This window comes from Streptomyces sp. NPDC001617, assembly GCF_053596855.1.
Map to the genome: position 1 here is coordinate 20,814 of NZ_JBSFHA010000077.1, position 25,904 is coordinate 46,717.

At 70.5% G+C, this 25,904-nt stretch carries 23 protein-coding genes and 1 pseudogene; 5 read left to right on the forward strand and 19 right to left on the reverse strand.

Going from position 1 to position 25,904, the window contains the following annotated elements:
* The first annotated feature begins 99 nt into the window (after window positions 1-99).
* On the forward strand, window positions 100-1,347 hold the full coding sequence (locus tag ACWC09_RS39805; protein WP_450855937.1) for an MFS transporter: 1,248 nt from the start codon (window positions 100-102) through the stop codon (window positions 1,345-1,347).
* A gap of 347 nt (window positions 1,348-1,694) precedes the next feature.
* Here the strand turns inward: ACWC09_RS39805 and ACWC09_RS39810 are convergent, their stop codons facing one another.
* Window positions 1,695-2,300 carry a TetR/AcrR family transcriptional regulator gene (locus ACWC09_RS39810; protein WP_450855938.1) on the reverse strand — a complete coding sequence of 202 codons (606 nt, stop codon included), beginning with the start codon at window positions 2,298-2,300 and terminating at the stop codon, window positions 1,695-1,697.
* Between the two features lie 236 nt (window positions 2,301-2,536).
* On the opposite strand from ACWC09_RS39810, the gene ACWC09_RS39815 reads away from it, so the two are divergent.
* Both ACWC09_RS39815 and ACWC09_RS39820 read left to right on the forward strand, forming a co-directional pair.
* Window positions 2,537-4,825, forward strand: a complete 2,289-nt coding sequence (locus ACWC09_RS39815; protein WP_450855939.1) for an MMPL family transporter — start codon at window positions 2,537-2,539, stop codon at window positions 4,823-4,825.
* Window positions 4,826-4,859: 34 nt separating this feature from the next.
* Complete coding sequence (locus ACWC09_RS39820) at window positions 4,860-5,228, forward strand: hypothetical protein (protein ID WP_450855940.1); 369 nt, start codon at window positions 4,860-4,862, stop codon at window positions 5,226-5,228.
* A 148-nt stretch (window positions 5,229-5,376) separates the two neighbouring features.
* On the opposite strand, the pseudogene ACWC09_RS39825 reads toward ACWC09_RS39820, so the two are convergent.
* From ACWC09_RS39825 to ACWC09_RS39885, 13 genes and pseudogenes are all read right to left on the reverse strand, one after another.
* A pseudogene (locus ACWC09_RS39825) lies at window positions 5,377-5,850 on the reverse strand (carboxylesterase family protein); the annotation flags it as partial.
* Between the two features lie 52 nt (window positions 5,851-5,902).
* On the reverse strand, window positions 5,903-6,982 hold the full coding sequence (locus ACWC09_RS39830; RefSeq protein WP_450855941.1) for an MSMEG_0565 family glycosyltransferase: 1,080 nt from the start codon (window positions 6,980-6,982) through the stop codon (window positions 5,903-5,905).
* Window positions 6,979-7,815 carry a carbon-nitrogen hydrolase family protein gene (locus tag ACWC09_RS39835; RefSeq protein WP_450855942.1) on the reverse strand — a complete coding sequence of 279 codons (837 nt, stop codon included), beginning with the start codon at window positions 7,813-7,815 and terminating at the stop codon, window positions 6,979-6,981. Before ACWC09_RS39835 ends, ACWC09_RS39830 begins: the two co-directional genes overlap by 4 nt.
* Window positions 7,812-8,660, reverse strand: a complete 849-nt coding sequence (locus tag ACWC09_RS39840; RefSeq protein WP_450855943.1) for a carbon-nitrogen hydrolase family protein — start codon at window positions 8,658-8,660, stop codon at window positions 7,812-7,814. The genes ACWC09_RS39835 and ACWC09_RS39840 overlap by 4 nt, the downstream gene beginning before the upstream one ends.
* Complete coding sequence (locus ACWC09_RS39845) at window positions 8,657-10,195, reverse strand: MSMEG_0567/sll0787 family protein (protein WP_450855944.1); 1,539 nt, start codon at window positions 10,193-10,195, stop codon at window positions 8,657-8,659. The genes ACWC09_RS39840 and ACWC09_RS39845 overlap by 4 nt, the downstream gene beginning before the upstream one ends.
* A 5-nt stretch (window positions 10,196-10,200) precedes the next feature.
* Window positions 10,201-11,283: an MSMEG_0568 family radical SAM protein gene (locus ACWC09_RS39850; RefSeq protein WP_450855945.1), complete on the reverse strand. Its 1,083-nt coding sequence runs from the start codon at window positions 11,281-11,283 to the stop codon at window positions 10,201-10,203.
* A gap of 10 nt (window positions 11,284-11,293) precedes the next feature.
* Entirely contained in the window at window positions 11,294-11,815 is a 522-nt protein-coding gene (locus tag ACWC09_RS39855) for an MSMEG_0572/Sll0783 family nitrogen starvation response protein (RefSeq protein ID WP_450855946.1), read from the reverse strand.
* Between the two features lie 37 nt (window positions 11,816-11,852).
* Window positions 11,853-12,668, reverse strand: coding sequence for an amidohydrolase family protein (locus ACWC09_RS39860; protein WP_450855947.1), 816 nt, complete (start codon window positions 12,666-12,668; stop codon window positions 11,853-11,855).
* A gap of 12 nt (window positions 12,669-12,680) precedes the next feature.
* Window positions 12,681-13,994, reverse strand: a complete 1,314-nt coding sequence (locus ACWC09_RS39865; protein WP_450855948.1) for an MSMEG_0569 family flavin-dependent oxidoreductase — start codon at window positions 13,992-13,994, stop codon at window positions 12,681-12,683.
* Window positions 13,991-14,296 carry an MSMEG_0570 family nitrogen starvation response protein gene (locus tag ACWC09_RS39870; RefSeq protein WP_450855949.1) on the reverse strand — a complete coding sequence of 102 codons (306 nt, stop codon included), beginning with the start codon at window positions 14,294-14,296 and terminating at the stop codon, window positions 13,991-13,993. The genes ACWC09_RS39865 and ACWC09_RS39870 overlap by 4 nt, the downstream gene beginning before the upstream one ends.
* A 219-nt stretch (window positions 14,297-14,515) precedes the next feature.
* A complete protein-coding gene (locus tag ACWC09_RS39875) occupies window positions 14,516-15,148 on the reverse strand; it encodes a PucR family transcriptional regulator (protein ID WP_450855950.1) in 633 nt (210 codons plus the stop codon).
* 243 nt (window positions 15,149-15,391) lie between these two features.
* Entirely contained in the window at window positions 15,392-15,841 is a 450-nt protein-coding gene (locus tag ACWC09_RS39880; RefSeq protein WP_450855951.1) for a hypothetical protein, read from the reverse strand.
* 96 nt (window positions 15,842-15,937) lie between these two features.
* Complete coding sequence (locus ACWC09_RS39885) at window positions 15,938-16,600, reverse strand: hypothetical protein (RefSeq protein WP_450855952.1); 663 nt, start codon at window positions 16,598-16,600, stop codon at window positions 15,938-15,940.
* A gap of 82 nt (window positions 16,601-16,682) precedes the next feature.
* On the opposite strand from ACWC09_RS39885, the gene ACWC09_RS39890 reads away from it, so the two are divergent.
* Window positions 16,683-17,189: a MarR family winged helix-turn-helix transcriptional regulator gene (locus tag ACWC09_RS39890; protein ID WP_450855953.1), complete on the forward strand. Its 507-nt coding sequence runs from the start codon at window positions 16,683-16,685 to the stop codon at window positions 17,187-17,189.
* 9 nt (window positions 17,190-17,198) lie between these two features.
* Here the strand turns inward: ACWC09_RS39890 and ACWC09_RS39895 are convergent, their stop codons facing one another.
* Window positions 17,199-17,978, reverse strand: coding sequence for a dioxygenase family protein (locus ACWC09_RS39895; protein WP_450855954.1), 780 nt, complete (start codon window positions 17,976-17,978; stop codon window positions 17,199-17,201).
* Window positions 17,979-18,065: 87 nt separating this feature from the next.
* Window positions 18,066-19,013 carry an NADP-dependent oxidoreductase gene (locus ACWC09_RS39900; protein ID WP_450855955.1) on the reverse strand — a complete coding sequence of 316 codons (948 nt, stop codon included), beginning with the start codon at window positions 19,011-19,013 and terminating at the stop codon, window positions 18,066-18,068.
* 343 nt (window positions 19,014-19,356) lie between these two features.
* Here ACWC09_RS39900 and ACWC09_RS39905 point away from each other — a divergent pair, with 343 nt between their 5' ends.
* The gene (locus ACWC09_RS39905) at window positions 19,357-21,894 is read left to right on the forward strand and encodes a SpoIIE family protein phosphatase (RefSeq protein ID WP_450855956.1); all 2,538 of its coding nucleotides are present in this window, start codon (window positions 19,357-19,359) and stop codon (window positions 21,892-21,894) included.
* Between the two features lie 79 nt (window positions 21,895-21,973).
* Here ACWC09_RS39905 and ACWC09_RS39910 read toward each other — a convergent pair whose 3' ends face one another.
* The 3 genes from ACWC09_RS39910 to ACWC09_RS39920 form a co-directional block, all read right to left on the reverse strand.
* Window positions 21,974-23,137 (reverse strand): substrate-binding domain-containing protein, encoded by a 1,164-nt coding sequence (locus ACWC09_RS39910; protein WP_450855957.1) that lies wholly within the window; start codon window positions 23,135-23,137, stop codon window positions 21,974-21,976.
* Between the two features lie 69 nt (window positions 23,138-23,206).
* A complete protein-coding gene (locus ACWC09_RS39915; RefSeq protein ID WP_450855958.1) occupies window positions 23,207-24,346 on the reverse strand; it encodes an ABC transporter permease in 1,140 nt (379 codons plus the stop codon).
* Window positions 24,343-25,848 (reverse strand): sugar ABC transporter ATP-binding protein, encoded by a 1,506-nt coding sequence (locus ACWC09_RS39920; RefSeq protein WP_450855959.1) that lies wholly within the window; start codon window positions 25,846-25,848, stop codon window positions 24,343-24,345. Before ACWC09_RS39920 ends, ACWC09_RS39915 begins: the two co-directional genes overlap by 4 nt.
* Window positions 25,849-25,904: the final 56 nt, after the last annotated feature.

The window sequence follows — 25,904 nt, forward strand, 5'->3', positions numbered from 1 at the left end:
AAGGCCAGGGTGCCAATGAGTGGGCAGCCGCACACCTGGCCCGGTACCAGTCCTATAACCCGTTGACGGGCGCGCCTCCCAGCCCAAACGATCAGGCGCATGTCTGCCGCCCTGGCGCCTCTGCGCCACCGCCCGTTCCGTCACCTCTTCATCGGTACGACGGCCAACCTGCTCGGCAACGGGGTGGCGCCGATCGCCCTGGCCTTCGCCGTGCTCGACGCCACTGGCTCGGTCGGCTCGCTCGGGTTGGTGGTCGGCGCCCACTCCCTCACCAGCATCCTCTTCCTGCTGTACGGCGGGGTGTTGGCAGACCGGCTGCGGCGCGGACCGCTGCTGGTCGGCAGCAGCGTCATCAGTGCCGCGAGCCAGGCGGTGGTCGCCGCCCTGGTCCTCACCCACAGCGCCGCCATCCCCCTGCTCATGGTGTCCGCCGCGGTCAACGGGGCGTCAAGTTCCTGCTACCAGCCCGCTGCCCAGGCCCTGCTGCCCCAGACCGTGCCGGTCGAGTCCCGCCGCGCCGCCCTTGCGCTCTCCCGGATCGCGGGCAGCAGCGCGACGATCGTGGGCGCCTCGCTGGGCGGCGTACTGGTCGCCGCGGTCGGCCCCGGCTGGGGCCTGGCCGTCGACGCGCTCAGCTTCGCGCTCGCCGCCGCGTCCTTCGCGCTGGTCCGCGTCCAGGTCGCACCGCCCGCGCCCAGCCCCGGCGTAGTGCATGAACTGCGCATCGGGTGGCAGGAGTTCACCTCCCGCAGTTGGGTGTGGGTGATCGTGGTGGCCTTCTGCTTCCTCAACGCCGGCATCACCGCATCCTTCACCGTCCTCGGCCCCGCCGTCGCCGACACCACCGGGATCGGCCGCACCGGCTGGGGCCTGGCCGTCGCCGCGTCCTCGCTCGGCGCGGTCGCCGGCGGCATACTGTCGCTGCGCTGGCGGCCCCGGCGCGCGATCCTGGTCGGCTGCGCGCTGATGGGCCTGACGGCGATGACCCCGCTGCTGCTCGTGCTCGCCCCGCACACCTGGGTGCTGGTCGTGGCCAACTTCGTGGCGGGCGTGGGCGTCGAACAGGCCGGCGTCGCCTGGTACTCGACCCTCAACGAGCAGATCCCCGAGGACCGCCTTGCCCGCGTCTACGCCTACGACGACCTCGGCTCCTACCTGGCCCTCCCGCTCGCCCAGTTCGCCGCCGGACCCGCCGTACTCCTCCTCGGCCTCCGTGCAACCCTCTACGCGGCCGCCGCGCTCATCCTCCTCGCCACCCTCACCATGGTGGCCACCCCCTCCATCCGCGCGCTGGCCCCGAAGGTCGCACAACCGCTGCCGGCCTCCGAAGATCCGGTGCCTCGCTGAGTTCGACTCTGACGCGTGAACAACCACAGGTGGGTGCCGTGTCGAGCAGGATGGTGTGCCCAGCGGTCCGTGCCCGCTGGGCTGGGATTCGTTCCAGTGGGATCGTCCGGTGCGCCCATGGGGACGCAGGCACATCTCCAGTTGTGGTCATGCGGATCAGAGGCGCCGCCGATTACGCGGCGATGCTGCTTGCGCTGCGGACCCCTGAGCGTGAGGACGTGGCTGCGAGCTGCAGCACCTGAACGACTGGTTCAGGTGGCCGCTGCAGTTCGGCATGATCAGCTGCGTTTCCTGGAAGGAGCCCGGCTCCGGGGTGTCCAGGAAAGCGCGGTGGGCGTCGGGGTGAATCAGCGGGGAGTGCGTGGGGCGCGCAGGCCGAGGATGCGGCGGCCGGTTTCGATCAGGTACCGGCGCGACGCATCGTCGTCCAGGTCGTCGGCCAGCGCGCGTCCGGCGGTGATGGCGATGCCGGCCAGTGCTACTGCCGCGCCGATCCGGCCGGCCGGGTCCGGGGTCGAGCCCGCCAGCAGAGCTAGCGGACGGCCGACCAACTGGTCGTAGTGTCCCTGGGTTTGGAACAGGTGGATCATCGCCTGGTCGGTGGCCAGCATCGCGGTCAGCTTGCGGTGGCGCAGGGCCAGGTCGACGAACTCGGTGAGCATGCGCTCGGCCTGGGCGTTGGGCGTGCGCTGCGCGGTGGCTGCCTCGATGGCAGCCCGCATCTCCGTCAGCGCCGGTTCGGCCAGGGCACTGAGCAGATCCTCTCGGGTGTGGAAGTGGTGGTACACCGCTGCCTTGGTGAGGCCCATCTCGTCAGCGATCATCTGCAGCGACGTACCGGCGAAGCTGCGCTCGGCGAACAACCGGAGCGCGGCGTCGAGGATCCGGTCCCGGGTGCCCTCCCCGCCTCTGGAGTCCGAGTGCACGGCGGTCCGTGACGGTGCGGCGACCACGTTTCCTCCCGATGGTCCGAACCGGTGCGGCGGCTCCGCTCCCACGAACTCAACCGTAGCTTGTCGATCGGCAAGCTCACAACTGTCGGCCGCCAGGTTCTGTACCGTACGGTCGACAGCTTTGCAACCTGCCGACCGGCAGTTTATGTACCTTACGGTCGGCTAGTCCCCTCCTTGTCGAACGGCTAGCTTCGCAGCATCCCAGATGGGGCTCGACACCGAGGGCTGGAGACGTCATGGCAACCTTCCTCCACAAGATCGGCCGGTTCTCTTACCGGCGGCGATGGGTCGTGGTCGGCCTGTGGGTCGTCCTGATGGCGCTGGCAGGCGCAGGCGCCTCGACCCTGTCCGGCAAGATGTCCAACTCGTTCGACATCCCCGGTACCGAGTCCCAGAAGGCGATCAGCCAGCTCGCCGAGCGGTTCCCGCAGGCCCACGTCGGCGGAGCAACCGCGCAGGTGGTTTTCGTCGCGCCGAGCGGGTCGAAGCTGACCACATCGGCCAACCGGACGGCCGTCGAGCGGACGGTCACCGGGCTCGAAGGTGTGCCCAAAGTGGTCACCGTCACCGACCCCTACCAGACCCAGGCGCTCTCCGCCGACGGCCGGTACGCCCTGGTCCAGGTGAGCTACAGGGTGCCGGGAGGCGATGTGACCACCGCCGACCGGAAAGCGCTGCTCAGCACGCTGGACACCGGGCGGGCGGCCGGGCTGACCGTGGAGTCCGGCGGGACCGCCCTGGGCGTCCAGGCGGAGCAGAGCGCGACCCAGATGGTCGGGCTCGCGGTCGCGGCGCTGGTGCTGGTCATCACCTTCGGGTCGCTGCTGGCGGCCGGACTGCCGCTGCTCACCGCCGTGGTGGGGGTCGGCGCGGGGCTGTCGGTCGTGGCGATCGCCTCGGGCATCGTCGACGTCAACGCGAACAGCACGGTCCTGGCGTTGATGCTGGGGCTCGCGGTGGGCATCGACTACGCGCTGTTCATCGTCTCCCGGTTCCGCCAGGAAGCGCGGGCACACGGAGCCGGCCCGGAGGCGGCCGGCAGGGCCGTGGGCAGGGCCGGCTCCGCGGTCGTGTTCGCCGGGCTGACAGTCGTCATCGCGCTGGCCGGCCTGTCCGTCGTGGGTATCCCGGTGCTGCGCTCGATGGGTCTCGCCGCGGCGGCCACGGTCGCGCTGGCGGTGCTGGTCGCGGTGACCCTGCTGCCCGCCCTGCTCGGCTTCGCGGGACACCGGGTGGCCCGGGGCCGGGCCGGCCTCCTGCGCCGTCGGCCCGCGGCCGCTGCGGGGCAACCCCGCACCGGGGTCGCGATGGGTGAGCGGTGGGCGCGGTACGTGACGCGCTTCCGGGTACCCGTGCTGATCGTCGCGTTGGGCGGGCTGTTCACCATCGCGCTGCCCCTGGCGGACCTGCGCCTGGCCCTGCCCGACGACGGCACCTACCCGGCCACCAGCACCCAGCACAAGGCGTACGACCTCATCCGGGAGGGCTTCGGGCCGGGGTTCAACGGTCTGCTCACCGTGGTCGTCGACGCGAACGGCAACGCGCGGTCCGGGGCTGCCCGGGTGGCCACCGCGATCCAGGGCCTGCCCGACGTGGTCGCGGTCAGCGCCCCCCGGCTCAGCGCCGACAACTCGACCGCGCTGCTGACCGTGATCCCCAAGAGCGGACCCACCGACCAGGCCACCACGGATCTGGTCAACGCGATCCGGCACCGGGAGGCGGCACTGCACCGGGCGACCAGCACCAACGTCGCGGTCACCGGCACGACCGCGCTGAACATCGACGTGTCCCAGAAGATCGGTGACGCCCTGCTGCCGTACCTGGGCATCATCGTCGGGCTGGCCGTCCTGCTGCTCATGCTGGCGTTCCGCTCGGTACTGATACCGCTGAAGGCCACCCTGGGCTTCCTGCTCAGCATCGGCGCAACCTTCGGTGCCGTGGTCGCGGTCTTCCAGTGGGGCTGGCTGGGGTCCGTACTCGGTGTCAACGAGACCGGCCCCATCGTCAACCTGTTGCCCATCCTGCTGGTCGGCATCCTGTTCGGCCTGGCCATGGACTATCAGGTCTTCCTGGTCAGCCGGATGCGTGAGGCCCACGTGCACGGCGACGCCCCGCGGCAGGCCATCGTCGCCGGCTTCCGGACCAGCGCGCGAGTGGTCACCGCCGCCGCGATCATCATGGCCAGCGTGTTCAGCGGCTTCGTTCTCTCGGACCAGGTCCTGGTCAAGTCGATCGGCTTCGCCCTGGCGTTCGGCGTCCTGGTGGACGCGTTCGTGGTCCGTATGACCATCGTGCCGGCCGTGATGTCCCTGCTCGGCCCGGCCGCCTGGTGGCTGCCTCGCCGCCTGGAGCGGATCCTGCCGAAGGTCGACATCGAGGGCCGGCGCCTCGAGACTCATCCGTCCGTAGCCTCAACCACCCCGCCCTGCCCCGCCCCGAGCCCAAGTGCCGTGGTGATCACGCACTCGCGTCGGGGGATCATGTCGGACGGTGATATCAAGGCCCAGGAAGAGGGACCCAGGTGATCGCGTCCGTGGGTTCGGCGGCCCGCGGGGCGAGGTGCACGAGCTCGGCGCCGACGAGGTGCTGATCGGCCCGGGCGGACTCGACCGTCCGTCGACATCGTCGTCTGACAGTGTCGGCGGCCCCCAACTCGTCACGGCCTGGAGCCTGCTGGCCCCCCGGCGGCAGCGTGCAGAGCATCGGCTGGACCTCCGTCGAGCCCGCTGTCTTCCCGCCCTACACGACGGTCGGCCCGGCCAGTCGCTGACCCTCTTCGTCATCGAGGGCAACGCCGGCCCCGACCTGGCGACCCTCACCGAACTGGCCGCGGAGGGGGCCCTCACCGTCGAGATCGGCTGGCAGGACTCCTGGAGCGCTTCAACGAGGCGGCCGAGGCGCTTCGCGGCCGGCGGATCGCCGGAATGACGGTGCTGGAGGTGCTGGAGGTGCACCCACAGTCGTGGGTAGCTGCGTGCGCCGCAGCCGGACGGGTGAGGTTGCGCTGCCCGATGCGCCACACCCCGCTCGCCGGATCGTGCGTATGCGCGGGCCCCTCGCGGCTACGTCAGCAGGGGCCAAGGTTCGCGGGCGCCCCGTCGATCAGGGCGAACCCCTCGATGCCGACGCGGTGGTTGAAGGTGACGACGACCAGCTCGCCGGCGCGCGCGAGGTGCCGGGCGTCGTAGCCGGGGCTGCCGGAGTGGCCCGCCTTGTAGGCGCCGCCGTAGATCCACACCATCACCGGACGGCGGGCGGCCGGGTCCGGCGCGGGCGTCCAGACGTTGACGGTCAGCCAGTCGTCGCCCAGGGGCGCGTGCAGTTCGCCGCCCCGCCCCGCGAAGGCCGTGTCCTGGGGAGGCGGCGGGCCGAAGACGTACGCCTCCCTGGTCCCCTCCCAGGCGCGCACGGGACGCGGCGCCCCGAACCGAGCCTCGCCCACCGGCGGCTGGGCGAACGGGATGCCCCGGAAGACCGCCAGGCCGTCCTCGTCCCGTCCGCGCACCGCACCGGCCGCGATGCGTGCGACCGGGCCTTCGGCTGTCGTCATCGTCGACTCCTCACTCGCTTCCCACTGACGGCGGCCTGCCGGTACGCAGCGTTCAGCTCAGGGAACGGTAGAAGTCCAGGTGCCGCCGCGCAGCCTTGGACCAGGTGTGGCGGGCGGCCAGTTCCCGGCCGGCGGCCCGCAGGGCCGGGTCGTGGTGTGTGAGGGCTCGCCCGAGCCGGTCGGCCAGGTCCTCCCGGGTGGCGGCGAAGCGGGCGGCGTGGCCGAAGACCTCGCGCAGGACCGGGAGATCACGGACGACCAGCGGGACGCCGGCGGCCAACGCCTCCATCGCGGCCAAGCCGAAGCCCTCCTTGAGGGAAGGGAAGGCGAAGGCGTCGGCAGCCGCGACGAGCGCCGGGAGGCCGTCGTCGGGGACCGGTCCGAGGACGACCGGTTCGATGCCGAGTTCTGCGGCCCGGGTCTCCCAGCGCGCGCGGTAGTCGCGGTAGTCGAAGAGGGTCTCCCCGCCCGCGATCACCAGCCGCACGTCGGGGTGCTCGGCGCGCAGGAGGGCGTATGCCTCCAGCAGGTCCAGGGAGCCCTTGCGGGGCTCGATGCCGCCGACGGTGAGGACATACGGGCCGAGGCGGGAGCGCCAGGCGTCGCGGGCCGCCGGGTCCGTCCGCGCGAAGCGCTCGTACGCCACGCCGTTGGGGATCACCTCGGCCTTGATGCCCCAGCCGGCGGTGAGTTCGTCCGCGACCGACCGGGAGACGCACAGGTGCGCGTACGGCTCCACGAGGGCCCGTTCGTGGCAGGCGGCCAGTTCCGGGGTGGTGAAGTCGTCGATGTGGTGGACGGTGCGCACGCAGCGGCCGTCCACCGCGTTGGCGCTGATGCAGTCCTGGGCGTGGACGATGTCGTACGGAGACGGATCGAAGGCGTCCCGGAGGGCGGCGATGGAGCGCAGGATGCGCTCGCCGACGCTTTCGTCCTCCGGGCCGTCGGGGAACGGCACGATCCGCACCCGTACGGCGGGGTCCACGGGCCGGAAGAAGCCGTCGTCGCCACCCCGCCCCAGCGACCACACCGTGACGTCCTCGCCCAGCGCAGCGAGGGCCTCGGCGAGTGCGAGGGTGTGGACGACCCCGCCGCGCGGTTTGGTGGAGTAGCTGAGCAGGGCGATCTTCACGAGGGCGTCTCCCGGTAGGCATCGGGGCGGCGTTCGTCGAGGTGCCGCAGCACCCGCCGGGCGCGGTCGATCTCGACGGCCACGTCGACCTCGGCGATCGCGAGGCCGGCCTTGGCCCAGGTGCGGGCGAGGATGTCGCCGCCGGGGCCGACGACCTTGGACTGGCCGAGGAAGCGCATGCCGCCCATGGCGCCGGTCTGGTTGGAGGAGGCAAGGACGACTTGGTTCTCCGCGGCGCGGGCTTGGTCGTAGAGGTCGAAGAGCTTGGCCTGGCGGTCCTGTGCCATGCGCGGGGCGCGGTTGGTGATGCTGGTGGGCCAGGCGGAGAGGCAAGCGAGTATCTCGGCGCCGTCCAGGGCGAGAGAGCGGGCGGACTCGGGGAACGTCTTGTCGTAGTCGATGAGCATGCCGATCCGGCCGACGGGCGTGTCGAAGGCGTCGAAGCGGTCGCCGGGCGCGTAGGCAGCGACCTCGCCGGCCGGGAGGTGGACCTTGCGGTGACGGCCCAGGACGCCGTCGCCGCTGACACACACCGCGGAGTTGTACCGCTCGTCGCCGCCGTCCTCGCAGTAGCCGACGCACACGACCATCTCGGCGGCGAGGCGGGTGACCTGGAGGATCAGCGGGTCGTCCGGCTTGAGGGCCGGGGGCAGGGCCTCGGGGTCCGGGTGGCGCAGGTCGGCGAGGTAGCCCCCGAGCGCGGCGTCGGGCAGGACCAGCAGGCCGGCGCCCGACGACCGGGCGTCGTCGATGAGTTTCGCGATGCGGGCGAGGTCGAACTCCAGGTCGCGGCCGAAGTGGGCGGCGGCGGCCGCGATCCGGACGGTGCTCATGCGCTGACTGCTCCTGCGTACGTGTAGGTTTCCGGGCGCCGGTCGCGCAGGTGCCCCATCGAGCGACGGGCGGTCTCCAGGGCCTGGGCGACGTCGAGTTCGGCGATCGCCAGACCGGCTTCGACACCGGTGTCGGCGAGGATCTCGCCGCCGGGGTCGACGACCTTGGCGCTGCCGACGAAGCGTAGCGACCCGAAAGTACCCGCTTGGTTGGCGGAGATCCACACGATCTGGTTCTCCAGGGCGCGGGCCCGGTCGAAGAGGTCGAAACGGCGCTTCCAGCGGTCGTCGACCAGGTCGGTCGCGGCGTTCGTCCGTGCGCCCGGCCAGGCCGAGACGACCACGCCGATCTCGGCGCCGTCGAGGGCCAGCGCACGGGCCGACTCCGGGAACGCCTTGTCGTAGCAGATCATCATGCCGATCCGGCCGACCGGGGTGTCGAAGGCGTGGAAACGGTCCCCCGAGGCATAGCTGGCATCCTCGCTCAGCGGCTGGTGGACCTTGCGGTGGTTGCCGAGCACGCCGTCGCCATTGACGCAGACGACGCTGTTGTAGCGGGTGTCGCCGTCGGCCTCGCAGTAGCCCGCGACCACGGTCATCTCACCGGCCAGGGAGGCCAGTCGGCGAATCTCGGGGCCGTCGAGGGCGAGTGCGGGCGGTCCCTCGTCCAGTTCGCTGTCGTCGTCGAGGCTGAGCAGGTATCCGCCGAGGCAGGCCTCCGGCAGGGCGAGGAGCCGTACCTCCTGCTCACGGGCCTCCTTGATCAACCGCTCGGCGATCGCGAAGTCCTCTTCGAGATCGCGGCCGAACTCGGCGGCGACGGCGGCCATACGCAGGGTGGTCATGCGGTCCCCATCCCGGTCACGGTGGACGTGACCGCTTCTGTGATCTCTCCGTCGGGCCAGCGCAGCCCTACGCCTTCTCCATCTGTCAGCTCCCCGCACACGGCGCCCGTCGCGGGCCCCGCGGGGAGCGGTGGGGCGCCGGGCTCGTCGGTGGTGAGCATCGCGAAGCCGGGGAAACACGTGAACCAGTCGCCCGTCGTCGCGGTCCTCGGACGGGGCACGGCGGCCACGTCGAGGACGGCACCGCACCCGCTCGCCTCGGCGAGCATGCCCAGGGTCCCGGCGATCCCCGCCATCGACACGTCCTTGGCGGCGGCGGGCCGGGCAACACCCACCGCCCGCGTCATGGCGCGCAGTTCGTCCGTACGACGGTGGCTGGACGAGTCCCACTGCCGCCCCCCGTATCCGCGGCGCCAGCCGCCGCCGAGGTCCGCGGTCAGCCGCACCGCGTGTCCGGGACGCCCACCGCCGCCGGCCACCGGACGGTCGGTACGGCCCAGCGCGGTCACCGACAGGGCGGCGGGCACGCCGAGTTGGGTGTGCCCGCCGAGCACGGGCACACCGTACGCCTCCGCGGCCTGGGCAAGTCCGGCGAAGATCCGCTGGGCGTGCGCCTCGTCCCGGGCACCCACCGCGTCGAGCAGCCCGACCGGTGAAGCGCCCATCGCCGCGAGGTCGTTGACGTTCACGAGGACCGAGCACCAACCCGCCCACTCGGGGTCCCGCTCGACCATGGACGGCACGATCGCGTCACAGGCGGCGATCAGGTCCGTGCCGGGGACCGGGGCGCCGTCGTCGCCGACGAACCCGGCGCCACCGGGAGCGCCCAGGATGCCCGGGGCCTCGGCGCCGCCGGGGACGGCCCGCGCCCCCACTCCCAGCACCCCGCCGACCGGGTCCCGGCCGACAGCGCGGGCCGCCGCTGTGGGAAGGACGGCGAGGAGCCGCCCGAGGGGCGACTTGGTGGCCGCCACGAGGTCCGCGATCCGCCCGATCGGCCACCGCATCAGCACGTGCGGTGCGTCCGCGACCGTCGCCTCACGCACTGGGCGCCAGCCGAGCCGCTTGAAGAGGACCGTATTGCGGGTCTGGACGGTCGCGTCGAAGCGCAGCACGCCTTCTCCCTCCGCCCGGGCGCAGGCGGCCCGGACGAGCGCGGCCCCGATGCCCTGCGGGCCGCGGGCGCCGGGGGCGACGACGAGTCGGCCGCCGGCCCACCAGCCGATGTCGGGGCCGTCGGCCACCGGACCGAGTCGCACCCCGCCGACGACGGCACCCGCGTGGTCCTTGGCGACCAGCACGAGGGTGCGGGGGTCGGCGTCCCGGTCGTCGAGGTCGTGGCCCGTGAACAGGCCCTGCTCGTAGACGAAGGCGTCCCGGCGCAGCTGCCGGTAGGCGCCCATCTCCGCTTTACCGACGGCCTGTTCGATCCGAAAAGCGGGCCGGCGGGCGAGGGTGCTGCGGTCGCCGAGCAACGCCAGGATGTCGACCGGCCCGTCCGCCTTGGGCGGTGCCGCGGATCCGTCGAGGTACATGGCCCTCACCCGCCTGCCGTCTTGAGCACGCTGCACGCCCCGCAGGCCGCGCAGCCCGCCTTCTGGGCGGAGCCGCTCATCCCGGCCGCGCGCAACTTCGCCGCGACGCCCTCGGTGACGTACTTCAGCAGTTCCGCGTCGGGCGCACGGACCCCGTCGCGGGCCGCGAGAGTGCCGCCCATCGGGCGGAAGGGAACGACGAAGGGGTACACGCCCCGGTCGATCAACCTGCCCGCCCCCGTGATGAGCTCGTCGGGATCCTCGCCGAGACCGACGAGGAGGTAGGTGGAGACCCGGTTGGGTCCGAAGACCCGTACCGCCTCGTCCCAGGCGGCCTCGTAATCGGCCATCGACACCGTCGACTTGCCGGGCATCCAGCGTCGGCGTACCTCGTCGTCGAGGGATTCGACGTGGATACCGATCGCTGTGGCCCCGGCATCATGGAGCGCGCGGATCCACGCGAGGTCACCGGGCGGCTCGCACTGCACCTGGACGGGCAGTTCGGGCACCGCCTCCAGGACAGCACGCACGGACCGTACGAGATTCCGCGCACCCCGGTCCGGTCCGGTCGTCGTGCCGGTGGTCATCACCATCTGCCGGACGCCGTCCAGCCGCACGGCCGCCTCGGCGACCTCGGCGAGTTGGGCAGGCGTTTTCGCGGCCACCGTCGCACCCGAGCGCAGGGACTCCTCGATGGTGCAGAAGCGGCAGCGGTCGGACTCGGCGTAGCGGATGCAGGTCTGCACGACGGTGGTGGCGAGGACGTCGGCGCCGTGCAGGCGGGCGATCTCCTCGTAGCGGACACCGTCGGCGGTCGTCAGGTCGTAGAACTTCGGCCGCTGTACGGCTTCGAAGGTGAGGCCGGTCTCCTCGTCACCCAGCCACACCTTGCCGTCGCGTACGGTGTAGGGGCTGTCGGGGTTGGTGGGCAGCGCGGCGTTGGCACCGTCGACGAGGACGTGTCCGTCGTCGCTGGGCCCCGCGCCGTCGGGCCTGCGCACGGCCGCTTCCAACGCCACGCCGTGCAGGGCGAGTTCGGCGCGGGTCATGATCCGCACGTCCACCGCTGTGGTGGTGCCAACGCTCACGGCCTGCCCCTTACAGCTGGTAGGTGGAGTTGATAATGGCGCCCTTGCGCGCGTAGTGGATCAGCGCGTCCTGGACGTCCAGGGGGTGGGTCGGGATGACGCCCTCGATCAGGTCCTCCTCGCGAGCACCGTGCAGCGACAGGCCGAAGCGGCAGCAGAAGACCTTGCCGCCCTCCGCGATGAACGTCTTGAGCTGGTTGTTGATGTTGTGCTCGCCGGGGAAGGCGGAGTTGCCGACCGTCGGGAAGCCGCGCGTGGCAAGGCAGTTGAGCGAACCCGGGCCGTAGAAGTAGATGGCGGTCTCGAAGCCCTTGCGCAGGGCGCGGGTGGCCTGGAGCACGGCGACGAAGGAGACCGAGGACTCGTGGGCGATGCCGTGGACGAGGGTGAAGTAGGTCTCGCCGTCCTCGGCCTTGTAGTCGGGGAAGACCTTGGTGGCGCCGTAGATGCTGGTGCCCTCGGGGAGGGAGGGGTGGGGGATCTCGTTGAGGGACTTCTGCTCGATCTCGGTGAGTTCGACGGTCTCGGACATGGCTGTCTCCTTGCGCATGAGGGAAGTTGACGGTGAATCAGTCGTACAGCGCGGCGAATGTGTCCTTGAAGACCAGTTCGCCGAGTTCGCCGCCGCCGGTCGCTTCGACGAGCCGGGCGTACTCGCCCGTGAAGTCGCCCCACGGCTGGTCGCTGGCGAAGAGCACCCGGTCGTGGCCGATACCGCGGCGCTCGATCTCCTGGGCCAGCCAGCGGGGAGTGAAGCCGATGGCCCAGGAGAGGTCGGTGTAGACGCGCTTGCCGGCGGTGATCCAGTCGAAGAACCTGGAGCCGACAAGCTTGATGTGGCCGCTCATCCCGCCGCCGAAGTGCACGAGATGGACGGGGACTTGGTCCGCGTACCAGTCCACCAGGTTGCCGACCTCGTCGATGTCGGAGGCCGCGCCCGGCGACGTGTGGACGTGGACGACCAGGCCGTGCCGGCCTGCCTCCTGGAAGATCCGGTCCAGCATCGGACGGCAGGCCGGATCGGTGGGGCGGCCGCCCAGCAGGAAGCTCAGCTTCAGTGCCTTCACTCCCCGCTCCCCCGCCAACGCCAGTGCCTGATCGGTGCGTTGGGCGTCCTCCGGGCGCGGGGACACCCACAGCCCGGCCCGGATCCGGTCGTCGCTCTGGGCGGCCTCGATCGCCAACTCGTTGAAGGAGAAGGCGATGGCGGGGTCGGGGACGCCGTAGTTGGGGATGACCAGGGCGCGTTCGGTGCCCTCCGCGTCCAGGTCGGCGATGAGCTGCTTGACGGTGGCCCGGGCGGTGGTGTCGGGGTTGACTGGCGGTCCGCCGTAGAAGGGGTAGGCGGGCAGGACGCCGATGTGGCGGTGTGCGTCGTAGACCATGTCCTTGGTTCCTCAGCCGATCGGGAGGGCGGAGGCGAGTTCGCTGGGGGCGCCCGTGAGGGTGCCGCAGACGTCGGCCATGCGGCGCGAGGCGTCGATGTGGTCCGCGAGAAACTCGGCGTCCCGGCCCACGGCCTCGAATCGTCCGGAGCCCCATGAGTACTGCCAGGGCAGGCCCAGGAAGTACAGGCCGGGCGTGCTGGTGGCGCCGCGCCAGTGCATGGGATAGCCGCGCCCGTCGAAGGCCGGTATCTCCACCCACCGGTGGTCGCGCCGGAATCCGGTCGACCAGACGACGGAGGTGATGCCCGAGGCCTCCAGATCCAGCGAGGTCGCCTGCTCGGAGGGCTCCCACACCGGTACATACCGTGCCTCGTCCGGGGCCTTGACCCCTTGTGCGGCGATGTACGCGTCGATGCTGTCCTTGATGCCCTCGGCCACCGCGTCCGCCCGGTCAAGGTTGACCTTCAGGTCGTCGGCGAACTCCAGGGCACCGCCGTCGATGCCGGTCAGCCGCCCGTACAGCCGCATCCCGTCACGGGCGAAGGCCCGCAGGTCGATGTCACGGCCGCCGTCCCGCCCGGTGACGTAGTGGTTGACCCGCATCCGGACGGCACCGGCGTCGTCGAACTCGCCGATGTCCTTGGCGTAGTAGCCCATGTCGTCCAGCCAGGCCACACAGTCCCGCCCGCGGTAGAAACGGGCCACGCGGGGCGCACTACCGACGGCCAGGTGCACCTGCCGGCCGGCCAGATGCAGATCCTCGGCGATCTGGCATCCGGACTGGCCCGTGCCGACCACCAGGACAGCGCCCTCGGGGAGCTGGTCCGCGTTGCGGTAGCGCGAGGAGTGGATCTGCTCTACGCCGGCGGGCAGCCGCTCGGCCATCCGCGGGACCGAGGGGGTGTGGTACGGGCCGGTGGCCACCACCACCTGGTCGGCGGTGAAGTCGCCTTCCGATGTGCTCAGTTCGAAGACACCGCTCGGAGCCCGCCGCAGCCCGTCGACGGACACTCCCTCCGCCAGCGGGGGCTGGAAGAAGGCGACGTAGTCCTCCAGGTACCGGATGATCTCGTCACGGACCATGAACCCGTCGGGATCGTCCCCCGGATAGGGGTAACCGGGCAGTTTGCACTGCCAGTTGGGGGTCACCAGACAGAACGAGTCCCAGCGGCGCTCGCGCCACTCGTGGCCGACCCGGTTCCGCTCGACGACGACGTGCTCGATGCCGCGCTCGCGCAGGCAGTAACTGACCGACAGCCCGGCCTGACCGCCACCGACAACCGCGACCGGATAGTGGGCCCCGGCCAGCCGCCGAGCGTTCACCGCGCGCTCCCGTCGGCGTTGCTCAGGGCCTCGACGGCGACCTTGGCCCCCTCGAAGGAGGCGTACGTGGCCGCGGTCTCCTCGATCTGCGCCAGCTGGTCGGAGGCACCGGTGCAGACGAACCCGTACTTCTCGCGGACCCGGTCGCTCGCGATTCCGAGCGCCGTCCGGCTCCGCTCCAGGAAGTCACCGAGCTCGTACACGCCACCGATGGTGAGGTAGTCCTCGATTACCGTGGAAGGTGAGTAACAACGCTGGGTCTCTCCGTCGGGCCAGCGCACATGGAAATACAGCTCCGGCATGAAAATCCTCCATGCGAGGCGCCGAGGTTTTGCCACCTCGCCGCTGGTTGTGACGACCACTTCAGCCAGCGGGAATTACCGAACGGGGTCATCCGGAATAAAGCGGAGTTACAGAGACCTCACGGCGGGTGTGGATTCGCGTACGCAGAGTTGCCTCTGAGGCAAATTCGGGCGTTCATTCAAGGCGTCCATGGCCCGGGCAGAGGCGAATCCCGCCTTTCACTCGGCCTGCTCGACCTGTCGGGCCAGCTCGTGCAGGTGCACCGCGAGATGAAGTCTCGGGGTGTGGTCGGGCTGCTGCCAGTTGTGTCCGAGCAGGCTGCCGATGCGGTCGATCCGCTTGAGCAGCGTGTTGGTGTGGATGTGCGGGACGCGGGCCGTGCCGGCCGGATTGCGGGCGTTGGCGAAGTACGCGGCGAGGGTGCCCACCAGGTCGGTTCCCCGCTCGGCGTCGTGGGCGACGAGCCTGCCGAGGGAGTGGTCGAGGAACGCGTCGAGATCCCGGTCCCGGTCGGGATCGAACAAGATCGTGTACATGGCGAGCTGCTCAGTGGTGGTACCGCCTTCCCGCACCCCGAGACCGCGCAGCAGCCGGCAGCAACGGCTCGCCACGGTGACGCCGCGACCGAGTGGCTCCGTACCGCGCGGGACGGACGCTGCAGTGACGAGAACGGGGATGTCGAGCACGCGCCTGAGGCGCTGGTGTACGCCTCTCGCGGCTTCTGCCGCATCCTGGCCGCGGATCAGCGCGACGGGGGCGCCGAGGTGCTCGCCCGCCAGACCCTCGTACTCCTCCGCGAGGCCGTGCAGCGGGCGGGTGGTGTCACCGAGCCGGTCCTTCGCCGTGGCCACCACCAGGACGGTGTCCAGACGCTCGGGCTCGATGTGCCGGGCGCGGGCGCGCAGCGCGAGCTCGCTGGAGAACGGGCGTGGCGCGGTGAGGAGTTGGGGTGAACAGCTCGCCCCGTACGCGCTCTTCGGCCCGTACGACGGCGTCCTGGGTCAGGGTCAGCAAGGCCGCGATCTGCGCGGCGCGTTCGAGGGTGCGGGCCTCGACCGGGTATCCCGGCCACTTGTGAGACAGGGCCGTCGTGACTACGGGATTGAGACCCGGTACACGCCGCTGGAGATCTCGGCTGCTGTGGGCGTGACGGTCACGCCACCGAGGGACTGCGTCCGCCGAGGCGTCGCCGGGTCGTCCCAGTCGCACTTGTTGCCCTCCCAGGCGGAGATGCCATAGGTGGTACCTGCGGTGACCTGGTAGTCGGTGGCGATGACAGGCCGGGGCCAGACGCCGGAGACGCCGTACTCGCTCACGCACGTGACGGAGGTGCCGTCGTCGATCCGGAGGCTGCCGAAGGACACGATGGAGGTGCCCTCTCCTCGGACCTGTGCCGGTACCTCGACAGTGAGTGAGGCCGTGGAGGCGGCGGACGCCGTGGGTGCCGCGGCGAGAGCTGTGGCACTGGTGACGGCGAGCAGGGCGGTCAGGCCGACGGATCGGGCCGTGCGGCGCGTGCTGCCGTGGGGGTGCTTGAGTCGCATGTCTTCTCCAAGTGGGAAATCACGTTGAAAACGCCGTGTCCGGGCCCGGGCGCCGGATCGCTCGTGGCATGACCGTCCGGGGCTGCCGTACGGCATCTATTCGGCGAAGACGTACTGCTCGACGATCAGTCCCTTCTCCCGTCTCGTGAAGGAGACCGTCCGGCTGCCGAGGGCGGAGCCGTGGATGGCGCAGCTCCAGCCCGGGTACACGCCGGCGGCGCGCCTGAGGTCTTCGTTGTCGGGATTGGTGAGCATGAGCGTGGGGCGTACGGTCGGCCGCGGCGCTTCCTCGGCGGGCAGTTCCCGCATGAAGAGGATTTCGCGGATGATCTGGCCGCCCTGCCACTGGGCGACGGTCGCCATCCGGACTCCCATGGCGGGGATGCCGCCAATGGTGGCCGTCCAGTCACCTCGCGCCACATTGGGCTGGTGGGTGACGACAAGGGCGTTGGGGGCTTCTACTTGGAACTGGTGCATGGCCTCGATGTGCGGCTCGACGCCCTCGGTGCGCACCCCGCCCCACTCCACGACGACATCGGCGGCGTGGTAATGCCGCTGCATGTCCATGTCCTTGTTGTTCCAGGCGACGAAGTCCGCGATGTGGAAGTCCTTCGTGTTCTCCAACTCCTGCTGGAATCCGCTCCTTTGACGCCCCGACGAGGACGAAGCCACCGCCGGTGTGGCGAGTGCCGGGACGGCCAGCGCCGGGACACCGATCGCTGCGGCCCCGAGCAGTCCCCTGCGGGTGAGATCTGCCATTTTTCCTCCTGCCATCAAAACCGTGATTCAAAGGATGAAAACTGTTGAATATGACTTGATGCGTCAAGTTATCGTTGGGCCTATGAGCGACGACGAGCCACGCTGGCTGAACACCGACGAGAACGACGCCTGGCTGGCCCTCGCCCGTACGCTGATGCGGCTTCCGGCCGCATTGGACACGCAGCTCCAGCGGGACCAGGGCATCACCCACTTCGAGTACCAGGTGCTGGCCGGGCTCTCGATGTCGCCGGAGCACAACCTGCGGATGAGCGAACTGGCCCTGTTCGCCGACGGGTCGCTCTCCCGGCTGTCCCACGTGGTCAAACGGCTGGAGCGGCGGGGGTGGGTCTACCGCACCCCGGATCCGGACGACGGGCGCTACACCCGCGCGTTCCTCACCGACGATGGGTGGCAGAAGGTCGTGGAAGCCGCGCCCGGTCATGTGGCCGAGGTGCGGCGCCTGGTCTTCGACCCGCTGACCAAGGCGCAGCAGAAGCAGCTGCGGGACATCGGCCGCCGCATCACCCAAGCGATCGGCGCTGAGGACACCTGCCCCAACCAGGAGGAAAATCCTGGGCGTTGTGTGTGAGGGGGGCGATCAGCCGATCTGGACGGACCGTTTGGCCATACCCAGCCAGAAGCCCTCGATGACACTGCGCTGGGTGTCCAGTTCGTCGTGTCCGGCACCGAGGGCTACGAACAGGGGCGCCAGGTGGTCGCTGCGCGGATGAGCGAGCCGACTCGACGGCGCCTTGCGCTCGAAGTCCAGCAGGCCGTCGATGTCGTGGGCGCCCAGGACCTCACTGCCCCAGGCGTCGAACTCGGCCATCGCGGAGTGGACTCGGTTCTCCATGTTCATGGCACGGAAGTTATGGGTGAAGAATCCGCTGCCCATGATGAGCACGCCCTCGTCACGCAGCGGAGCGAGCTTGCGTCCCATGTCCACCAGCCGGCGCGGGTCGAGCGTGGGCAGGGAGATCTGGAGAACCGGGATGTCGGCGTCGGGGTACATCTCCCTCAGAGGCACGTACGCACCATGATCGAGCCCTCGCTCGGGAAAGTCCTGCGTCGGCATGCCCGGGGTGTGCAGCAACTTGCGGACCCTGTCCGCCAGTTCCGGGGCTCCGGGGGTGGGATAGGTGACCTGGTAGTAGTGCTCGGGGAAGCCGTAGAAGTCGTAGATCAACGGGACGGTGGTGGTGGCGCCGATCGCGAGCGGCGCGTCTTCCCAGTGTGCCGAGATCATCAAAATGGCCTTCGGCCTGGGCAACTCACCGGACCACTCGGCCAGTTGGGCTGGCCAGAGCGGGTCGTCGGCCAGCAGTGGGGCGCCGTGTGACACATAGATCGCGGGCATTCGTTCGGCTGTGCCGGTCATGTCGGTTCCTTGAGACGCCGTCGGCCGCGAGAGTGCTGACGGGTTGTCGGGTACGAGGATCTGAAGGGACCCTCCGCGGGAGTGCGGTCAGTCGTCGAAAGTGACGACGATCTTGCCGCGCGCGGCGCCGGAGGCGAGTGTGGCGAGGCCTTCGACGGCTCGACCGAAGGGCAGGGTGGTGGTGACGTCGACGGTGAGCGCGCCGTCGGCGACCTGCCGGGCCAGCGGGGCGATGACCTCGCGGGTGGGCGCGGCCATCACGTTGGCGCCCGCGAGGCCGAGGGCGGAGAGGGTCTGCTCGTCGGCGGCGCCGAGCGTGCTCGCGACCTTGCCGCCCTTGACCAGGAGGTCCAGGGGCAGGGAATCGACTGCGTAGGAAACGAGATCGATGAGGGCGTCGATCCCCTCGGGACAGGCGGCACGGACCTGGTCGGCCACGGACCCGGTCGTGTAGTCCACGACTGTGGCGGCGCCGAGGGCCTTGAGCCGGTCGGCGTCACCGGCAGCGGCGGTGGCGATGACGGTGGCTCCACGGGCCGCGATGAGCTGCACGGCATACGACCCGACACCCCCACCGGCTCCGATGACGAGAACGGTCTGACCCGGCTGGGGATCGATGCCGTCAACCGCCCCCAGGGCGGCGGCACCGGCCAACGGCAGGGCAGCGGCGGTCACGAAGTCCACGGCGGAAGGCTTGGCGGCAACCGAGGCGGCAGGCAGCACTGCGTACTCGGCGATGGTTCCGGCCTGAACGGGAGGCGCCAGCAGGATGTGCCCGAAGACCTCGTCACCAGGCTTGACGTGATCAACACCCGCACCGACCGCCTCCACCACACCGGCCGCGTCACGGCCCAGCACGAGCGGGTACTGATGGGACATCACCTCGGCCATGGCACCCACGGCGAGGGCGTTGTCGAGGGCGTTGAGCCCGGCAGCCCTGACCCTGACCAGGACGGTCCCCTCGGCGACGGAGGGAGCGGGCAGCTCGGAGATCTCCGGGGGCTGTCCGGGAGCGGGAACGTTCAGTGCGCGCATTTCTGGCTCCAGGGGGTGAGCACTTCTTGCCCGATTAACTTGATGCTTCAAGTTAAAAGTAGAGTTCAATAACTTGAACTGTCAAGTGAGATCACTTGATGATTCAAGTTAAAGGATCGGTTGTGGCCTCCAGGGGCGGGATGTGGAGGAGAGCGGAGCGACACCGTGACCACGAAGACCCCGGCGGCCTGACGGCCGCCAGGGTCGCTTCATGTGAAGTCCCTGCTGGACATCGTCGCCTTCGGTCGGCCCGCGCCGCCGATCACCACTCGCCCCGGTTTCGGCCCGGCACTCGCTCCCAAGAAGCCGCAAACCAACCTAAAATGGAGAAAATTCCTCATGGATGATCGAGGGCAACGTGTCGGCCGACGGTGTGGCATCGAGCTCGTATCCGTTCGGCGCCGCGCGTGTCGGCGAATCGCCCGAGCGTGACGACGCGCTGGTCAGCGCCGTCGTCGATGCCGTGGAGGTGACCGGAGCGCATGCCGGAAGTGTGTTCCTGCTCTCCGGCGACCATCACTCGCTCCTCCTGGCCGCGGCGTGCGGGACACCGCCCTCCCTGCTGGGCGGTTGGCGTCGGATCCCGGTGAACAGCCGCATTCCGGTGGCGGAGGCGTACCGCTCGGGGCGCATGGTCCACCTGAGCGACGCGGAGGAGACGATGCGGCGCTTCCCCCAGCTCTCGGTCGCCGTGCCCTACCCGTTCGGCTCTGCCTCGGTGCCCGTATCAGCGAGCGGGCGGACTTTCGGAACGATGGCCGTGTTGTGGACGCCCGGGCCCGACCGGACGGGGCTGTCGAGGGCACAGCGCCGACAGCTGCGCTCCGCGGCCGACCGTCTGGGCACCGCCCTCGCCGGTCTGAGCGCACACCGACTGTTCGGCGAGTGGGACGAACGGACGGCTCCGCTGGTGGTCCCGCTGCCCTCCGCTCCGGCGATACGGGTGGGACTGTTCGACTGGAACCTCGACACCGGAGCCTTCACGGCCGACGACGAGCTGTGCTCGATTTTCGGGATTCCACCCCGCGAGTTCGACGGACGGGTGGCCACCCTGGCGGCCAGAATCGAACCGGCGGACCTGCCCGGCTTCCGGTCAGCCGCGCGTGCCGCGGTCGAGGAGGGACATGTGCTCGCGCACTGCGTGAGCATCCGGGATGGCAGCGGAAGGCCTCGCACCGTCGAGCTGTGGGGACGGGTGCCCGAGAGCCCGCACGACCCGCAGACAGCGTCCCACCTGGTCGGTGCCGTGCTCGATTCCGGAAGCGGCATGGCTGCTGTGGCGGCGCTCGAGCGACTCACGGACGGCTTCTTCGCGCTCTCCCCGGACGGACGTGTCACCTACGCAAACCACAGCCTCGAGAGTCTGCTGCGGATCCGCCAGGACGAACTGCTCGGCCAACGCCCCTGGGACGTGCTGCCCTGGCTGGCCGATCCCGTGTACGAGGACCGCTACCGGGCCGCCGTGATCTCCCAGCAACCGGTCTCCTTCCTGGTCCGCCGCCCACCCCACGAGTGGCTCGTCTTCTCCCTGCACCCCGGCGGGCAGGGCATGACGGGATGGGCGGCACCCGTGAGGCAGCCGCTGCCCGACGGGGCCGGACCCGGGACGTTCCTCGCGGAGGAGGGTCCTCCCGTCTCCTTGTCACCCCCGCCCACGGCCCCCCGCGTGGGATCCCTCTACCGCGTGCTCCAGCTGGGCAGCGCCCTCACCGAGGCGGTCACCGCGCACGAGGTGTTCGACGCCGTCGCCGACCAGCTACTGCCCGCTTTCGGCGGCCAGAAGCTGGCGGTCGCCGTCGTCGAGGAGCAGCGCCTGCACCTGCTCGCGCAGCGCGGCTACTCCAAGCGCTTCCTCGCCGGCTTCGAGGGAACCCCGCTGCATACCCGACTGCCGGTGACGGACGCGCTGACCTCCGGGGCCCCGCTGTTCGTCGAGACCCGGGAGGAGCTCCTCGAGACCTACCCCGGGATCCTGGTCGGCCACTCGAACTCCTGGGCGTTCCTGCCACTGATCGCCTCCAACCGCCCGGTCGGCGCCTGCATGCTCGCCTTCGACGACGTCCACCGGTTCCCCGACGAGGAACGCGGCCTTCTCACCGCGCTGGGCGGCCTGATCGCCCAGGCTCTCGAACGCGCCCGGCTCTACGACGCCGAATTCGCCCTGGCCCGCGGCCTGCAGAACGCACTGCTGCCCCACCGGCTACCCACGCTGCCGGGCCTCCGCGTCACCGGGCGCTATGTTCCGGGCACCAGTGGGATGGACATCGGAGGCGATTGGTACGACGTCATCCCCGTCGGTGACGAGGTCGCGTTGATCGTCGGGGACGTCGAGGGACACAACGTGGCCGCCGCGGCCGCCATGGGCCAGCTCCGCAGCGCGATGCGGGCCTTCGTCACCGCCGGCCATCGACCGAGCGACGTCCTCGCCAGTACCAACCGGCTCCATATGGACCTCGACCCCGCGCTGCTCGCCAGCTGCTGCTACGCCCTCCTCCACCCCCGCTCGGGGGTCGTGCGCATCGTCCGCGCGGGCCACTGCCCGCCCCTGCTGCGACTGCCCGACGGACACACCGAAATCCTGAACGTACCGGGCGGCCCTCTGATCGGCGTCGAGGCAACGCCCGACTATCCCGAGTCGCAGCTGCGCCTCGCGCCCGGATCGATCCTCGCCCTGTACACCGACGGGCTCATCGAGAGGCGCGGCTCGGACATCGGTTCCGGCATCGGCAGGCTCCGGGCCTCACTGGCCCGCATGGGCGGGGACCGCCTGGAAGATCTGGCCGACGGACTGCTGCAGGATGCCTGCCGGTCCCACGAAAGGACGGACGACATCGCACTCCTGCTCACCGAGTACACCCCGACACCGGCGACGGCGGCGTAACCACCGTCCCCACGCGCTGAGTTCGGCCAGTCGCCATGAACCACGCAAGCGGTGCGCCTGCTCGATGCCGGCGCCGCTGTTACGAACCCCAGATCTTCCGGTACCCCTCCCGGTAGCCCGAAGGGTCCCAAGCGGTGGCACCGTCGCTGTTGGCGGCCGTGGTGATGTGGACGGGGGCTACATATCCGCTGGCGGGACGGCCGGAGAAAGCGCGGTTGAACTCGTCGACGATCTGCCAGCCCTGTAGGGACAGCGGCTCGGGCACGGTGGCGGCCTGGTACTGCTCGCTGTTGATGCGCTGGAAGGCGGAGGGGTCGCCGTCTCCGGCGCCGATGTTGAAGGGCGGGCCGGAACCCTTCTTGCCGGCCGCGCGGAAGGCCGGGGCGGCATCGGCGAAGTAGAGGTCGTTGATGGCGACGGAGTGTGTCCACCTGCTCTGGAAGCGGGAGAGGAGCGAGGAGACCTCCCGCGGGGTGCGGCTGCTCGCGTCCGGGATGGGGATGTTCTCGTACGCCAGCAGCTTCACGCCCGCACAGGTGAGGAGCTCCTTCCTGATGAGTTCGGACTTGTTCTTGGCGAAGGGGATCGAGGCGTCGGTGAAGACCACGACCCCGGCGTGGCCTCCCGAGTTCGAGATGACCCATTGCGCGCTGATTGCGGCCACGTCCTCGACGCTGGTGGTGACGTTGGTGAAGAGTCTGGGCTGCCGACTGGGACCGGGGGCAGCGACCGCGTGCCAGCCGACGAGCGGGATGCCCGCCGCCTTGGCCTGCGCGACCTGCTGCGAGGTCGAGTCGGGGTCGAAGCCGCCGATGACGATGCCCGAGGGCTTGAGGTCCACGGCCTCGCTCATCGCCGCCTGGATGCCGGCGGGGGTACCGTCGCCGTCGATCACCCGGACATTCCAGCCGATGACCCGTGCGGCTGCGCTCACGCCTTTCGCAGCGCCCGCGACGCCGGGATTGGTCATGGTCTGGGCGACGTAGACGAGGGTCTTGCCGGACACCGCAGAGGGGCCGCTGGTCGGTCCGTTCCAGGGAACGTCTGTCTTCTCCGCCTGTCTGACGGCGGCGTGGGCCCTTGCCTGGGCTGCGGGGCAGCCGCTCGGTCCCGTGGTGGAGCCGTCCGGGGCGCTTGACGAGCCCTGTTCGCAGCCGGCGACGACGGTTGCCGCAGCCAGCAGGGCGGCGGCGATGGACCGAGCCTTGAGTACGCCGACGGTGGCTTTGCGGTTGCGGTTCACGGGGAGCTCCTCGCGGGGATGAGCGGGAGGATGTGGCCGGAGGCTCTCAGGTGGTGCCCATGGCGACGTTTATGGAGGGTCGCCCGGTGCGCCACCGTTCTGCGTGGGGGCGGACGGCGGCTGCGGCGGTGCGGCAGGCGCATCGCGGGCCGCGATGGTGCCGGTGCGCAGGCGGCGGGCGGAGTAGCCGGCCAGGCCGACGGCGATGAGCAGGGTGGCGCCGTAGAACAGAGGGACCGTCCAGAAGTCGGCGCCCATCTGGCTGATGCCGGTGAGGCCGACGGCGAGGACGGCGACCGCGACGAGGGTGCCCATCGCGTTGGGGCGGCCGGGTTTGATCGCGGTGGAGCCGAGAAGGGCGCCGACGAATGCGGGCAGCAGGTAGTCCAGTCCGACGCTCGGATTGCCGATTTCCTGCTGGGCGGCGAGGAGCACACCGGCGAAGCCGACGATCAGCCCCGACGCGGCGAACGCGTAGACGCTGTACCTGCGGGTCGGGATGCCGACGAGGTCGGCCGCGCGCGGGTTCGAGCCGATGACGTACAGATATCGGCCCAGCGGCAGCCTCTCCAGCACCAGCCAGAGGGCGACGGCGAGGGCGAGCACGTAGTAGGCAGGGACTGGAATGCCGAGGAACTTCGAGTCGTAGATGTCGGTGAAGGCGGCCGGGAGGCCGTGCGGGCCGGGGACGATGCGGCCGCCGCCGGTGATCCAGCCGGTCATGGCGTACATCATGCTGCCGGTCCCGAGAGTGGCGATGAAGGAATCGATCCGGCCGAATTCGACGATGACGCCGTTGAGGACGCCGACGACCGCCCCTGCGCCGATCACCGTGAGACAGGCGAGCGGCCAGGGCCACCCGACGTTGACGACGAGTTGCATCACCATCACGTGTGCCAGGCCGAGGCCGTAGCCGATGGAGAGGTCGAAGGCGCCGGTCACGATGGGGACCATGGCGGCGAGCGCGAGAACGGCGGGGATCGACTGGTTGGAGAGGATGGAGTCGACGGTGTCCCGGGTGGGAAAGGTGCGCGGCAGCGTGAGGGAGAAGATCAGGAAGAGCAGGGCGGTGAGTGCCAGAAGGCCGTAAGCACCGATGAGGTGTCCAGCGGGGCCGGGCGCTCGGGTCGGGAGAGCGGGCCTGCCTCGTCGGCCGAGTCGGTTCGGTCGGCCCTGTCGATGCGGTCGCGGCCGGGGCGAGGGGGTCACGGGTTCGACGCGGTTCCGGAGGGGGGCATGGCGGACGCCGCGCGGGTGAGCCCGACGACGGTGAGGGCCGGACCGCTCAGCTCGGCCGTCACGGACCCGCGGGCGAAGACCAGCGCGCGCCGGCATACGTCCACGACCTCCTGGAAGTCGGTGGAGATGAGCAGGACCGCAAGGCCGTCGGCCAGTGCCTCGTCGAGCAGGCGGTGGACCGCGGTCTTGGCGCCGACATCCACGCTCGCGGTCGGCTCCTCGAGGATGAGTAGCCGCAGGCCCACCCGGAGCCACCGGCCGATCATGACCTTCTGCTGGTTTCCGCCGGACAGTGTGGCGATGGGGGCTTCGCTGTCGCGGGGGCGCACCGTGAACCGTTCGATCAGGGTGGCGGCCTCGGCACGTTCGCGGCGGGGGCTGATCCAGTGCAGCGTCGGCAGGCCTCCCGCCCGGGGGTTGGCCAGGAAGTTCTCCCGTACGGTCAGTTCGGCGAGGCAGCCCTCCTGCTGTCTGTCGCCGGGCACGAAGGCGACACCGCGTCCGACGGCCTGGGCGACCGTACGGGGACTGTACGGGCGGCCGCCGAGAAGGGCACGTCCTTCGAGGAGGGGCAGGGAACCGGCGAGGGCTCGGCCCAGGTCCCTGTGTCCGGCGCCCGAGAGGCCGACCAGGCCCAGGGCTTCCCCGGCCCTGAGCTCCAGGCTGACCGGTCCCGCGCCGGCCGTCCGTACGCCGTCGAGGGTCAGGACGACCGGGCCGGGGACAGGCGCCGTGGCCCGGTGGCGGCCGGTCAGCTCCTCGCCGACGATGTCCTGCACCAGACGGGCAGGGCTCCGGCCCTTCAGTGCGCCGTGGCTGACGAGACGGCCGTCGCGCAGGACGGCGAAAGTGTCGGCGACCTCGTAGACCTCGTCGAGACGGTGGCTCACGTAGAGGATGCCGTGCCCCCGGTCGCGCAGTGTGTGCAGGACACGAAACAGCCGGGCGCAGTCCGCGGCGGGAAGGCGGGCGGTCGGCTCGTCGAGGACGATGAGCTTGGCCCGGGTCGCCAGCGCTCGTGCGATGGCGACCAGTGAACGCTCTGCCGGGGCGAGCCGGGCGATCGGTGCGTCGGGATCGAGATGTCCGGCGACGATGCGCAGGGCCTCGGCGCAGCGGTCTCGGGTCCGCCGCCAGGAGATCAGTCCGGCGCGCCGCGGATACCCGGCGCTCAGGGCGATGTTCTCGGCGACCGTCATCCACTCCACCAGAGCGAGATCCTGGTGGATGAAGGACATGCTGCGGGAAGCGGCATGACTCCCGAGCGGGTGCCCGTCCACCGTGATCCGCCCTGTGTCGGCGTGGTGGACGCCGGCGAGCACCTTGATGAGCGTCGACTTTCCGGCTCCGTTGGGACCGAGCAGGGCGAGGACGCTGCCGGCGTGGACGTCCAGGTCGACCCCGGCCAGCGCGAGGGTCCCGCCGAACCGCTTGGCGAGCCCGCGGACGCGGACCAGAGGTTCCACGGACATCTCCGGTGATCGGCCTGGCGAGTTGTTCCCGACTGTCATGAGCGATGCTATCCGGA

What these genes read in the sequence shown, in the direction of transcription:
- ACWC09_RS39805 (WP_450855937.1), top strand. Translation starts at nt 100, where the DNA reads ATGTCTGCCGCCCTGGCGCCTCTGCGCCACCGCCCGTTCCGTCACCTC.
- ACWC09_RS39815 (WP_450855939.1), top strand. Translation starts at nt 2,537, where the DNA reads ATGGCAACCTTCCTCCACAAGATCGGCCGGTTCTCTTACCGGCGGCGA.
- ACWC09_RS39835 (WP_450855942.1), bottom strand. Translation starts at nt 7,815, where the DNA reads ATGAGCACCGTCCGGATCGCGGCCGCCGCCGCCCACTTCGGCCGCGAC.
- ACWC09_RS39840 (WP_450855943.1), bottom strand. Translation starts at nt 8,660, where the DNA reads ATGACCACCCTGCGTATGGCCGCCGTCGCCGCCGAGTTCGGCCGCGAT.
- ACWC09_RS39845 (WP_450855944.1), bottom strand. Translation starts at nt 10,195, where the DNA reads ATGTACCTCGACGGATCCGCGGCACCGCCCAAGGCGGACGGGCCGGTC.
- ACWC09_RS39855 (WP_450855946.1), bottom strand. Translation starts at nt 11,815, where the DNA reads ATGTCCGAGACCGTCGAACTCACCGAGATCGAGCAGAAGTCCCTCAAC.
- ACWC09_RS39860 (WP_450855947.1), bottom strand. Translation starts at nt 12,668, where the DNA reads ATGGTCTACGACGCACACCGCCACATCGGCGTCCTGCCCGCCTACCCC.
- ACWC09_RS39870 (WP_450855949.1), bottom strand. Translation starts at nt 14,296, where the DNA reads ATGCCGGAGCTGTATTTCCATGTGCGCTGGCCCGACGGAGAGACCCAG.
- ACWC09_RS39880 (WP_450855951.1), bottom strand. Translation starts at nt 15,841, where the DNA reads ATGCGACTCAAGCACCCCCACGGCAGCACGCGCCGCACGGCCCGATCC.
- ACWC09_RS39885 (WP_450855952.1), bottom strand. Translation starts at nt 16,600, where the DNA reads ATGGCAGATCTCACCCGCAGGGGACTGCTCGGGGCCGCAGCGATCGGT.
- ACWC09_RS39890 (WP_450855953.1), top strand. Translation starts at nt 16,683, where the DNA reads ATGAGCGACGACGAGCCACGCTGGCTGAACACCGACGAGAACGACGCC.
- ACWC09_RS39895 (WP_450855954.1), bottom strand. Translation starts at nt 17,978, where the DNA reads ATGACCGGCACAGCCGAACGAATGCCCGCGATCTATGTGTCACACGGC.
- ACWC09_RS39900 (WP_450855955.1), bottom strand. Translation starts at nt 19,013, where the DNA reads ATGCGCGCACTGAACGTTCCCGCTCCCGGACAGCCCCCGGAGATCTCC.
- ACWC09_RS39905 (WP_450855956.1), top strand. Translation starts at nt 19,357, where the DNA reads ATGATCGAGGGCAACGTGTCGGCCGACGGTGTGGCATCGAGCTCGTAT.
- ACWC09_RS39920 (WP_450855959.1), bottom strand. Translation starts at nt 25,848, where the DNA reads ATGTCCGTGGAACCTCTGGTCCGCGTCCGCGGGCTCGCCAAGCGGTTC.